The organism is Rhodococcus sp. GB-02 (assembly GCF_053470465.1).
The window spans coordinates 236,264-250,584 of the sequence record NZ_JBPUKE010000003.1; the positions used below are offsets into that span (position 1 = coordinate 236,264).

Here is a 14,321-nt window from a genome sequence, read left to right on the forward strand (position 1 = left end):
GTCAGCCCCGCACGTCTTGGATCTCGATCAGAGCGTCCAGTTCTGCGTCGACGTCCGGAGCCGCGTGACGACCCGTTCCGACCGCCAGGTTGATCACGGGTCCGATCGCCTCCAGACCTGCCTCGGTGAACATTTCGGCGTGTGACGTGGGCACCGGACGGTCGATGATCACCCCGGACACGAACGGGCGCCACGCCGACGCAGTTCGCAGCGGGTCGAAGGTGTCGGTCTGTGCCGAGAAGAAGAGCAGATCGCCCACGAACTTGCCCGGGCGGTAGCGATGGGCCAGCTCGGCGCCGGCCGAGTACTCCTCGAACAGTCGCTCGATCCGCTCGCTCGAGACCAAGGGATGATCGCCGATAGCTCCGCGCAAGAGTTCTTCGGCGTCCTCGGGTGTCAGGTCGCGCTCGTCGGTGTCCGGCACCGAGATCCCCAACCCGCCGATCAGTTCGGCGAGAGAAGGCTGCGCGCCTGCCATAGTCGGGTCTTCGAGAACGAAGCTGTCGAGCAGTATCAGGTCGGCGACGCTCTCACCGGCTGCTTGCAACTGCACCGCCGCCGCATGAGCGATCAATCCGCCGATCGACCACCCCAGCAGGTGATACGGACCGTGCGGCTGGACTCCGCGGATTTCCTCGACGTACCGCGCAGCGAAGTCCTCGATCAGCTCCGCCCGGAATTCGGGGTCCGTCAGGACCGGCGACTGCAGGCCGTACAGCGGCCGACTCGAATCGACGTAGCGATCGAGCGCCCCGTAGCACCAGGCCAATCCGATAGCCGGATGGAGGCAGAACAGTGGCTCGGCGCGGCCTTCCGGGCGCAGTGGCAGGACTACTGCAAGTGCGGAGGTATCCGCGTCACTTGTCACAACTGTTGCCTCGAGTTCGAAGAGTCTGCGCGCCAATGCCTCCGGAGTCGGGTCGGAGAATATCCATGCGACGGGGACGGTCAGGCTGGTGCGATCCTTGATGGCAGCGACCAAACGCGTTGCCATGAGTGAGTTTCCGCCGAGATCGAAGAAACTCGAATCGGCGAAGGTGTCGGCGTCGGCGAGATCCAGTACCTCTGCGAACGCAGCGCAGATCGCAATCTCGTCGCTGCCTTCCGGGCCGCGTCCACTGGGCGACTCCCAGAGGGGAACAGGTAGAGCGGTGCGATCCAGCTTGCCGGCCGGTGTGGTCGGGACTGCATCGATCGCGACAACAGCGGACGGGATCATGTGCGCAGGCAGCGATATGGCTGCGTGGCGGCGTAACGCGGAGGCGTCGACGGCCCCGTTGGCCGGGACGACGTAGGCGACGATCCGAGCGTCGCCACCTTGACCGACGACCACGCTCACGGCCGAATGCACGGACGCCTCTGCCGCTAGCACCGCGTCGATTTCGCCGAGTTCGATCCGGAACCCTCGCACCTTGACCTGGTGGTCTGCGCGTCCGAGGTAAACAAGCGACCCCGCGCGATCTTCACGCACGAGATCCCCGGTGCGGTACATGCGAGCGCCTTCGGGTCCGTGCGGGTCGGCAACGAACCGCGTCGCCGTCAGCGCGGGGTTGCCGAGGTACCCGCGGGCGAGACCGTCGCCGCTCACGTAGAGCTCACCGACGATTCGGCCGGATACCGAGTGCAGACGGGAATCAAGAACCATCGCCTCCACGCCGCGGATCGGACCGCCAATCGTCAGGGGCTCCCCCGCTGCGAGCGAATCGCTGATGGTGACCGCGACGGTTGCCTCGGTGGGGCCGTACGCGTTGAACATTCGACGTCCCGGGGCCCACCGAGATACGAGGTCGACAGAGCACGCGTCACCGCCGACGACAACGGCTTCGAGATGGTCGAGTCCGGCGGGATCGACAGTCGCCAGCGCGGCCGGAGTCACAAACGCATGGGTGATTGCCTGCTCGTCGAGCAATTCGTGCAATTCGACGCCGCCGATAATTGTCGGGGGCGCTATCACCATCGTTGCGCCGGCGCCGAAAGCCAGCAACAGCTCGAGCACAGAAGCGTCGAAGCTAGTCGAGGCGAAGCTCAGAGCGCGGGAGTGTGCGGTGACGCCGAAGCGTTCACGCTGTTCGTCGGCGAACGCTGCCAGTCCGGCGTGAGTGACCAACACGCCCTTGGGCTTTCCGGTCGAGCCCGAGGTATAGATCAGGTAGGCCGGATTGTCGAGCTCGAGTGGCGCGTCGGGCAGAGTCTCGGAATGGACGGCCTCGATTTCGGCGGTGAATTCGGCCGCGTCGAGTTCGATCCACGACGTGACATCCGGGAGTTCGGCCAGATACCGGCCTCTGGTGATACCGAGGACTGCCCCACTGTCGGTGAGCATGTGCTCGATCCGCTCGGCGGGATACGCGGGATCGACGGGAAGGAACACCCCGCCTGCTTTCGCCACGGCCCAGAGCGCGATTACGTAGTCGGCTGACCTTGGAAGCGCCAATGCCACAATCATTTCGGGAGTGATTCCGCGAGCGATCAGTGCAAACGCCATCGCGTCGGAGCGGCGGTCGAGTTCGCCGTACGTGAGCGTGGTGGATGCCGCGACGTCGACAAGCGCCGGGGCATGCGGATCGGCGGCGCCGCGAAGCAGCAATTCCGGCAAGGTGAGAGCATCGCCGGCCGGACGTCCGTGCAACGCGCGCTGACCTTGTCCTACGAGGTCCACGTCACCGACGACGACGGAGGGCTGGGCGGTCAGTGTCTCGACGATCGTTTCCAGCATTACCGCAAACGACTCCGCCGTGTCGGCGTCGAAGAGGTCCTGTGCATATGTGAGGGAGGCCGCGTAACCGCCGCCCTCCTCCGCGGTCTGTTCGACAACGGTGAACTGCAGGTCGTACTTGGCGATGTCCGGTGTGATCTCGTGGGCACGAACGGTAAGTCCCGGGAGATCCCACGCCTTCGGATGAGCGCCGTGGAACGAGATCATCGTCTGGAACACCGGATGACGGTCTGTAGTCCGGGTCGGCGCCACGACGTCCACGACCTGCTCGAACGGAATGTCCGCGTGGGCGAACGCGTCGAGATCGACGGACCGGACAGTACGCAGGACGTCGACGAAGGTGGATCCGGGATCAATCGTCGTACGCAGCCCTACCGTGCCCACGAACATCCCGACGAGGTCGTCGAGAACTCGGTGTCCTCGCCCGGCGACCGGGGATCCGATCACGATGTCGGTGCTCCGGCTGAGCCTGGCCAGCAGCACCGCGTAGGCAGCGTGCAACACCATGAACGGCGTCGCCGCATTCGCGCCGGCAACCGCCTCGACCGCGATCCGGGTGTGCGCCGGGAGCGAGACCGCGGTGTGGGCACCGCTCAACGACTGGGTGAGCGGGCGAGTTCGATCGCCGGGAAGGTCGATCAGCTCGGGCGCTCCCCGCAATATTTCCCGCCAGTACGACGCCTGTGCCCCGAGCACGCTCTCGGATTCGTTCACCGCGCCCATCGCTTCCCGCTGCCAAATGGCGAAGTCCGCGTAGTGCACCTCGAGAGGCGTGAACACGGGGGCGTGTCCCGAACTTCTCGCGACGTAGGCAGTGAGTACGTCCTTCATCAACGGCGCGATCGACCACCCGTCCGCCGCGATGTGGTGGATCACGATGACCAAAGTGTGTTGTTGCGGCGTCGACTCGAGCAAAAGTGCCCGAACGGGGACTTGGGTTGTGATGTCGAATCCGCGCGACGCAAATTCTCCGGCGAGCTCTGCCGGTTCGCGGGTGTCGGCGTTTCCGAATTCCAGCGAGGTGAACGCGTCCTGGATCACCTGGTGTGGACCGGTGTCGGAGTCGGGGAACACCGTGCGCAGGATTTCGTGCCTTTCGATCACGTCGAGGACAGCAGCTTCGAGGGCCGGCACGTCGAGGGCACCGTCGAGCGAAATCGCGGCAGGGACGTTGTAGGCCGGCGAGCTGGGATCCATCTGATTGAGGAACCAGATGCGTGCTTGCGCGTACGAAAGCGGAATCCGGTCCGGGCGATCGGCAGCGCTGATCGGCGGCAGTGCCTTTACCTCGGCGGAAGTGTCGAGTGCGGCGGCAAGTTCCCGAATTTCGGGGTGCTCGAACAGCATTCGGACAGATATCTGCCTACCCAGGGTCTCCCCGAGGCGCTGGGCCAGTCTGGTGGCGAGCAGGGAGTTGCCACCGAGTTCGAAGAAGCTGTCCGACGCACTGATCTGTTCGATTCCCAGCAGTTCTGCCACGACGCCGGCGACCTGGAATTCTGTCTCGGTGATCAGCGGCTCGACACTTCGTTCGGACGAACGCAGTGTCGGTGCGGGCAGCGACGCTCGGTCGAGTTTCCCGACAGGGGTGAGCGGAATGCGCTCGATCGGGGTGATCGCCGACGGCACCATGAAGGCCGGAAGCGAGTGGCGCGCGTGGCTCAACAGCTCGTCCACCTCGACGACTTCCGTGCCGAGCACCACGTACGACGCCAACATCGTCTCACCGGAAGCTGCGTTCACGCCCACAGTGACCGCGAACTCGACGCCGGGGTATGCGCTGAGCACGGAGTCGATCTCGCCCAGTTCGATGCGGAATCCGCGCACTTTCACCTGGTGATCAGAGCGTCCGACGTATTCGAGCGTCTCATGCGGCGTCCACCGAACCAGGTCTCCGGTCCGGTACATGCGAGTACCGGCCGGGCCGAACGGCGCTGCCACGAATCGCGTCGCCGTCAACGCGGGTTGGTCGAGGTAGCCGCGGGCAAGTCCCAGGCCGGCAATGTACAGCTCGCCGGTGACCCCGACGGGAACCGGCCGAGCGGAACCGTCGAGAACCACTGCGGACACGCCTCGAACGGGTCCGCCGATGGTCACGGTCTCCCCCACGCTCAGCGCATCGCTGATGCAGACCATGACGGTCGTTTCCGTCGGCCCGTATCCGTTGAACAACCGCCGCCCGGGTGCCCACTTGCGGACCAGTTCGGGTGAGCAGGCCTCGCCACCGACAACGATCGACTGCAAGGCGTCCAGCCCGGTGGGATCGACCGAGGCCAGTGCAGCCGGCGTGATGAACGCGTGGGTCACCTGGTGATCGGTGACAAGTTTCGCGAGGTCCTCGCCCCCGTACACGTCGGGAGATGCGATCACCATCGTCCCGCCCTCACCCACGGCGAGCAGAAGTTCGAGGATGGATGCGTCGAAACTCGGTGAGGAGAAGTGCAGCGTCCTCGACTGCGCCGAGATGCCGTAGCGCGCTGTCTGCTCGGCGGCCAATGCGCTCAGCCCACGGTGAGTGACGCTGACGCCCTTGGGCTTTCCCGTCGATCCGGAGGTGTAGATGATGTAGGCGAGGTTGTCGATTCGGATCGGTGCGGCCGGAACCGGCTGCCCGACACCGTCGTCCTCGACGTCGTCGATCGTCATCCACGGAACCGGGCGGGGCAGCGACTCGATCACCGCTTCCGTCGTCACTCCGCGAGTGGCTCCGGAGTCGGTGAGCATGTGCAGAATGCGATCGGCGGGGTATCGCGGATCGACAGGAACAAACGCAGCGCCGGTCAAGGAAACGCCCCACAACGCGACGATCGAGTCGATCGAACGCGGAATCGCTATTGCCACAATGTCTTCGGCGCCGATCCCCTCCGTGGTCAAGCGCCGGGCAAGGGAAGACGCACGGGCGAACAGGTCGCGGTAGAGCACGGTGGTGTCACCGGATCGAAGGGCCACCGATTCGCCTGAGCGGGTAGCAGTCCGTGTCAAGATCTCAGCCAAGGTACGCGAGGCTGTCCACGCCGGACCGCGGACCGGCATCAGCGACGCCCGCTCGAGGGTGCTGAGGAATTCGATGTCGTCGATCGCCGTGTCCGGTTCTGCGGCGACGGCGCGGGCCACAGACTGCACACGGGCGGCGATCGATTCTGCGGTGACGGTGTCGAAGAGCGCCTCGGCAAATCTGAGCGATCCGGTGATCTCCGTGTTCTCGGAATCGCCGGCCAGCAGGGTGAATTCGAGGTCGAACTTCGCCACGGACGGTTCGAGTGGCTGCGCCTCTAGATGCGCGTCGTGGACCGTGACCTGCGGCGAGAGCAGATTCTGGTGGTACGACAGCATGACCTGGAACAGGGGGTGCCGTGTGGTGGACCGGTCGAGATCGAGGGCGTCGACCAGCACCTCGAAAGGCAGCTCGGCGTGCGCGAACGCAGCAAGGTCGAGATCGCGGACCACCTCGAGCAAAGAGGTGAACGACGCTCGGTGATCGACCGGTGTGCGAAGCGGTACCGAATTGACGAACATCCCGATCAGGGAATCCAGTTCGGGTCGCCCGCGGCCTGCCACCGGGGTGCCGATCACCACGTCGTCGGTGGCACCGAGACGCGCCAGAACGACCGTCAAGATCGCGTGCACGACCATGAACTGCGTCGTACCACTGCGCCTTGCCAAGGCGGCGAGTCGCTCCCCCGTCGCCGCGTCGATGACGATCGGCACCGAGCCGACAGCGGTCGTGGTGACAGATCCGCGTGCGCGATCCACGGGTAGCAGTACCTCGTCCGGGGCACCCGCCATGACAACTGTCCAGAAAGTCAGCTCGCGGGCAATCAGAGACTCCTGGTCGTCGATCTGCCCGAGCGAGTCTTGCTGCCACAGCGCGTAATCGGCGTACTGCACGTCGAGTGGAGCAAAAACTGGTGCATCTCCGACAACGCGTGCGGAGTACGCCGCGATGAAATCTGCGGCAAAGGGAGTCAGGGACCAGCCGTCGAAGGCGATGTGGTGGATGACGACGACCAGTACGTGAGCGTCGGTGTCCTCGCGCACGAGCAGTGCCCGAATCGGCAGATCCGAACCGAGATCAAACCCCCGCGCCGCAAACTCCGTTGTCGCCGCGTCGACTCCTTCGGAGCCGACATAGTGCTCGATAGAGAACTGCACGTCGGAAAGCGCTCGGATGACCTGGCTCGGGCCGTCCACGCTGTCGACGTAGATCGTTCGAAGTACCTCGTGGCGTGCGATGACGTCCGCAAGTGCGTCTTCGAGTGCATCCCCGTGGATGTGTCCGGTGATCCGGATCGCGAACGGGATGTTGTAGACCGAGGACTGCGGATCGAAGCGATTTACGAACCACAGTCGTTGTTGTGCAGCGGAGAGTGGCAATCGGTCAGGGCGAGCACCGGCGCTCAGGGCAGGTCGATCGTCTGATTCTTCGGCGTTCGCCGCCAGACGCGCAGCGAGAGCTTCGACGGTCGGTGCTTCGAAGATCGAGCGCACGTCCACGGCGAGTCCCGTCGCTGCACTCAACCGCGCGGACACCTGCGTCGCGACGAGGGAGTTGCCCCCGAGATCGAAGAAGCTGTCTCCGGCCCGGACCTCGGGTACATCGAGCAGTGAAGCGAACACGTCGGCAACGGTTCGTTCGAGCCCGGCCTCGGGTTCACGACCCGTTCCCAGGATTTCGCGCGGTATCGGCGTCGGCAATGCTCTGCGATCGAGTTTGCCGACCGGGGTCAACGGAATCGCGTCGATCGGCGTGATCGACGACGGGATCATGTACCGCGGCAGAGTGTCGGCGAGTCCCACAAAGAGCGACTCGATATCAGCGTCGCCGCTGAGCAACACGTACGACGCCAGGGTGGTACCGGCGGCGGATTCGACGGGAATCGTCGTGGCGAAGTGAACGAGAGGGGAATCCATCAGAGCAGCGTCGATCTCGCCGAGTTCGATGCGGAACCCGCGGATCTTGAGCTGATGGTCGCTGCGGCCCACGTAGCGAAGAGTCAGGTCCTTGGTCCAGCGGACCAGGTCACCGGTTCGGTACATCCGGGCACCGGGCGTCGAGTACGGATGCGCGACAAAACGATCCGATGTCAGCGCGGGACGAAGGTGGTAGCCACGCGCGAGGCCCGGCCCACCGATGTACAGCTCGCCGACGCCGCCGATCGGGACCGGTTGCAGCCGTGCGTCGAGCACCAGGGCGTCGATCCCGCGGATGGGACCGCCGATGGTGATCGGCTCGCCCGGTGAAAGTGGATCACTGATGGCGACCATGACGGTGGTTTCGGTCGGACCGTATCCGTTGTGCAGTCTGCGCCCGTTGCCCCAGCTCGAGACCAGTTCCGGAGTGCACACATCGCCGCCGACGACTACGCATTCCAGCGCCGACACTCCCTCCGGATCGACGGTTGCCAGAGCGGCCGGAGTAATGAACGCATGTGTGACTTCGCGGCTTCGGAGGAACTCGCTCAACGCGTCCCCACCGTAAATGTCGGGGGGTGCGATCACCATCGTCGCGCCGGTCGAACCGGCGAGCAGAAGTTCGAGTACGGCGCCGTCGAAGCTCGGAGACGCAAAATGCAGAGTCCGCGAATCAGCGGTGATCCGGTACCGATCCTGTTGTTCGCGAGAAAGATTGACCAAACCCGCGTGAGTGACGACGGTGCCCTTCGGCACTCCGGTCGAACCGGACGTGTAGATGACGTACGCAGCCGACGCCGCAGTGATCGATCCTGTTCTGTCCGCGTCGTCGATCGCAGCGTCGGAGTAGGCGGCACATTCTGCAACGGTGTCCGCGTCGCCGAGGTCGATCCAGACTGCGACGTTCCCGCCGACCGCCGGACCGGCCGCAACCTCGGCGGACCGAATTCCGATTCGCACGCCCGAATCCTCGAGCATGTGCGCAACTCGATCTGCGGGATAACGGGGATCGACCGGGACAAAAACGCCGCCGGCTTTGGTGACCGCCCAGACTGCGAGCACCGAGTCGACAGATCGGGCGACGGCCAGCGCGACCGGTGTTTCGGGGCCGACGCCCAGGTCCATGAGGTATCGAGCGATCCGATTCGATCGGCGCTCCAACTCTGCGTACGAGAGTGACCGCTCGGAGTCTTCGAGGGCGATCGCGTCGGAATGGGCCAGCGCGGTCTCGCCCAGGATCTGCGCCAAGGTCGATTCGGCGAGCGAGAGGTCACCGCGCCGCGGCAATATCACGGCGCTCTCCCGGGCGCCGAGTACACGAAGGTCACCAACCGGTGCAGACGGTTCCGACACTGCCGATTCCACGAGTGTCACAAAATTGCGCGCCACCGCTTCGACGGTCGTCCTGTCGAACAGGTCGGTGGAATAGGTGAACGTGGCATCGATTCCCGCTGCGGACCCGCCCTCGTGACGCTCCGTGACGGTGAGCTCGAGGTCGAACTTGGTCAGCCCCGTCTCGACTGCCCGCGCCGTCATCGACACTCCAGCGAGTTCGGCTGTGTGAGTGGTGGTTATCCGCGAGGTGATGGCCGCCTGAAAGACCGGGTGATGCGAGGACGAGCGGTCCAGTTCGAGCGCGTCCACGACGACGTCGAACGGCACGTCCGCGTTGTCGAAGGCATCCACATCGCCGGCTCTGACCTGCGCGAGGTACTCCCCGAAGGTTGCATCACGATCGACGACGGTCCGCAAGGCAAGGGTGTTGACGAACATGCCGACCAGCAGATCGAGAGACCTGTCCCCTCGTCCAGCCACCGGTGTTCCGACGACGACGTCGTCGGTGCCGCTGTAGCGGGCCAGAAGGAGCGCGAAGCACGCGTGCAGCGCGATGAATGTAGTGGCGTCGTGATCCGCAGCGAGCGCAACAAGCTTCTGGTGGGTGGAAGCGCCGATCCTGATGTCGACGCCGGCTCCGCCCATGGACGGATCCAGTGGGCGCGGATGGTCTGTCGGCAGGTGGAGTTGCTCAGGCGCTCCCGCCAGCCGCTGCTTCCAGAAGGCAATCTGCGAGTGGGCCAGAGACTGGGCGGACGTAGCGTCACCGAGGTGTTCCCGGTGCCAGAGCGCATAGTCGGCATATTGAACGGGAAGGGGCGCCCACTGAGGTCCGTTGCCGCCGACTCGGGCAGCGTAGGCGCCGGTGAGGTCGGCGGCCAGCGGAGCGAGTGACCAACCGTCGGCCACCATGTGATGCAGAACTACGACGAGGACGGCCTCCTCATCTCTGCCTTCCTTGTCGTCGGCGACAGTGATCAGCAAGTAGCGCACCGGGCGTTCGCGGACCAGATCGAAACCGGCCGAAGAGAATTCGAAGATCACTCTCTCGAGGCTTTCGCGTTCCACCTCGATCGACTCGAGCCCCGCGATACCCTCGCCGAGGCCCAGAACCTTTTGCGTTGCGTTGTCCCCGACCTGAGGAAACACGGTGCGAAGTGACTCGTGGCGGGTCACCACGTCCACGATCGCGGCGCCCAGTGCGTCGGCGTCGACGTCGCCGCGCAGCGACACCGCCAGCGGAATGTTGTAGGCACCTGATTCCGGTGCGACGCGGTTGAGGAACCACAGTCGCTGCTGCGCGGGAGCGAGCGGTAGTACCGCCGGCCTGGCCACGACCTGAATACCGTCGGCGTCCGGCGTCTGTGCGGCACGCTCGATCGTCGCCGCGATCCCGGACACCGTGGGGTGATCGAAGAGAGCACGCAGCGGCATCCGAACCCCGGTAGCTTCGGTCAAGCGCGCTACCGCCGTCGACGCCACCAGCGAGTTTCCGCCCAGATGAAAGAAGTTGTCGTCGAGTCCGAGCGGTCCACTACCCAGGATGTCAGCCAGAACCGCGGCAACCTTGCCCTCGGTCGGTGTCGTCGGAGGCCGGAAGACCTTGGTGGAGGCCAGGATCGGCGACGGCAGCGCACGCCTGTCGAGTTTTCCGTTGGTGGTCAACGGTATTGAATCGATGACCATGAAGGCATCGGGAACCATGTAGGTCGGGAGGACTTCGGCAGCGTGGGCACGGAGGACGTCGACGTCCACGGCGCCGGAAGCCGTCACGTACGTCACGAGAGCGCCACCGGCCGGCGTCGGAGCCACGACGGTCACGGCGTCGTCGATTCCCGGCGCACTGAGGATGACGGAGTCGATCTCGCCGAGTTCGATACGGAATCCGCGGATCTTGACCTGTGCGTCGCCGCGTCCGAGGTATTCGAGTTGTCCGGGCGCGATCCAGCGTGCGCGGTCGCCGGAGCGGTACAGCCGTCGTCCGCCGGCATTGAAGGGATCCGCGACGAACCGGCCTGAGGTGAGATCGGGTCGGCCCAGATAACCACGGGCGAGTTGACCGCCGGCGACGTAGATCTCGCCCGCGATTCCCACCGGGACCGGCGAGAGATGCTCGTCGAGCAGGTACACACGAAGTCCGTCGATAGCGTCACCGATCCGGCTGCCGGTAACCGCACTCGCGCTCGGTCGGTCGAGTTCGAGATGGGTGACATGCACCGTGGTCTCGGTGATGCCGTACATGTTGACGAGTGCGGGCCCGGATTCCGAGAGATTGTCGTGATTGTCGTAGCCCGCATGATTGTCGTACCAGCGTCCGAGGCGACGCAGATCCAAGGCTTCGCCACCGAAGATCACGTACCGGAGCCGAGTCTCCGAATCGGCCCGGAGGTCGGCTTCGATGTACTGGTAGAAAGCCGAGGGCGTCTGATTGAGCACGGTGACGCCTTCTGCGGCGACCAGCGCTCGGAAGGCATCGGGGTCGCGTGAGACTTCGTGATCGACCAGCACCAGAGTTCCACCGTGGAGCAGCGCGCCCCACAGTTCCCACACCGAGAAGTCGAAGGCGAACGAGTGGAACATCGTCCACACATCGTTGCCGTCGAATCCGAACTCGACGTGCGTGTTCTCGAACAATCGCACCACGGTGGCGTGGGTGACGGAGACGCCTTTGGGTCGACCCGTCGACCCCGAGGTGTAGATCACGTACGCCAGATTGTCGGCTCCGTGCCCGCGCGGGCGCACATCGATTTCCAGACTCGCACCGGAGTACTCGTCGGAGTCGACTCCGACGACCGCCACATCGGCGTTCGGGAAGGTGGAATCGGAAATGACGCACACCGGTTGCGCATCCTCGACCACATACGCCAAGCGCTCGGCCGGGTGCGCACGATCGAGCGGAAGATATCCGCCGCCGGCCTTCAGCACCGCGACAGCCGCGATGATCATGTCGACTGACTTCGGCAGCATGATTCCGACCAGCGACTCGGAGTGCACGCCGTGATCGACAAGCTTACGCGCCAACCGATTCGATCGTCGATCGAGTTCGACGTACGACACTCGCTCGTCGCCCACGACAACGGCGATCGCGTCAGGGGTCGCGCGAACACGGTCGGCAAAGATGTCGGAGAGCGTTCGGACCGGTGTAGTCGGCAGAACCGGCGGTACAAGCGCCTGGCGCGCGTCCGCGCGGAGCAAGTCCACAGCGCCGAGCACCGAGTGCGGAGCACTGACCATTGCGGTCAAGATTCGTAGATAGCGGTCGGCGAGGTCTTCGGCTTGCTCTTTCGTGCCGAGCCAATCCAGAACGCCGGAGATCGGCTGATCGAAGTCGGCATGCTCACCCGTCGGAATTGCCAGGGAGACAAACAGTTCCGGAGCTGTCGCGAGGTCGGACCCGATAGGCGCACCGACCATGAGTCCAGGAAATCTCGGATGTGCATCGAGCGGTTCCTCGAAGCAGACCATCGCCCGGAACAACGGGCCCGTCTCCACCCATCGACCATCACCGAGGGCAGCGGTCACCGAAGACAGAAGAATGTCTGCGTGCTCGAAGGCTTCGATCGCGACGGTGTCCACCGCACCGACCAGGTCGGAGAGCGTCATGGTGTTCGACACCGTGGAACGAAGCACCAACTGATTGGCGAACATCGAGACGAAGTCGTCCGGGTTCGAGGCTCCGTACCCGCGGACCGAAACTCCGATCGACACCTCGTCAGCCGAACCGACGCGGCGCAGCAGTCCGGTCATCGCGGACTGGAACAGCACGAACAGACTCGTGTTCATCGTCGTCGCCATCGTCTCGAGGCGCCGGCAGAGGTCTGCCGCGATCTCGAGAGGCGTGGACGTTCGACCGGTTCCCGCGACGACCGGCAAACCCAGATCCTCCGCGGGGCTCGACAATGTCGACGACCAGTATTCGACGTTGCGGGCGTGTTGGACTTCGGCGATCCACTTCCCCGCGGCGTCGGGGTCGATGTCCATCAATCGAGTTCCCGCTTCTGCGGCGCAGAACAAGTCGAGGAATTCGAGGAAACGTCGGTGGTGACGCGAGATGTCCTCGTCGGTGTAGAGGTCCGGATTCGCGGCGAAGTCGATCTGAATCTCTTCGGCTGCGGAAGTCTGATAGACGTTGACCGAGAGGTCTTCGATCGGCCCGGTCGAGATCACGTTCAGTTCGCCGTGCGCGTCCCCGAGAGTGATTCCGGAATGGAACAGCATGAGGTTGATCAAAGGCCCGTGGAAGCCGCGTCCGTCGGCGATGCTGTGATCGCCGGCGTTGAGGTCGCGTCGCAGGTCCTCGTGACGGTACTTCTGATGACGCAGTGCGCCGGTGAGTTCGATCTTCACCTCACGAAGCAAGTCCCCCACCGCAAAGTAGGGGTCGACGCTCGCGCGTATCGGGACGACGTTCGACATCATTCCGCCGGACCTGCGAGCAGCTTTGGTCGTACGCCCCGAAACCGGCAGACTGAGTACGACATCGCGAGTTCCGATCGCCCGGGCGAGGTAGGCGGCCAGAGCGCCGATCACCACTGACGACGTCGTCACGTCGTGCGCTTCGGCAAGGCGTTCGAGGGAGCTTCGCAGTTCCGAAGGCACCGTCGCCGACCGCAGCCGTGACCATGCCTGCGACGGAGCGGTCGAGGACGCGAGCGAGGTTCCGCTCGGCTTGTCGGCCATCTTCGTAGTCCAGTAGTCGCGATCGCGCTCCCACCGCGTAGAGCCGAGATAGTCGGACTCAGCCTTCACCAAAGCCTGGAGAGGCGCAGTTACTGCTGGGGGAACTGGCAGATCTCGTACGGCGGCGGTGTAGATCTCGGCTGTGCGGTTCATCATCGACATCGCACCGAAACCGTCGAGGGCTACGTGATGGATGCGGCTGTACCAGTAGGAATGGTCGTCGCGAAGAATCAGGACCGCGAGCCTGACCAGGCGATCGGTGAACGGATCGATGGCGGCGGTGTGCTCGCGCCGCATCCATTCGCGCGCCGCCGATTCCGGATCCGATTCGGCGCGAAGGTCGACCACGTCGAGGGAATCGTCCATGTCGACATCGAGCCACTGACGCGCAACCCCGTCTACTTCGACCAAGCGCAGATATCCGGAGCCGATCTCACGGCCGGTCTGTTTACTGGCAGCGGTCAGCAGCTCGATGTCGAGCGGGCCGTCCACATCGACGTACTGAGCGATGCTGACGGGAATCTCGGGTCGAAGCTGTTGTGCGACAAGCAGGGAAAGTTGCGCGGCAGAAAGAGGGAAGGTGAGTTCGTCGTCCGGACGAGCTGCGGAAACGATTCCTCGGTCGGGACTGCCATCCACACGAATCTCCCTCTTACAACTTGATCATGATGCAAACAGG

General features: G+C 64.4%; 1 protein-coding gene. It reads right to left on the bottom strand.

The window, feature by feature from the left end; genetic code table 11:
- Position 1 precedes the first annotated feature (1 nt).
- The gene (locus tag ACSW29_RS21500) at positions 2–14,281 is read right to left on the bottom strand and encodes an amino acid adenylation domain-containing protein (protein ID WP_448278254.1); all 14,280 of its coding nucleotides are present in this window, start codon (positions 14,279–14,281) and stop codon (positions 2–4) included.
- Positions 14,282–14,321: the final 40 nt, after the last annotated feature.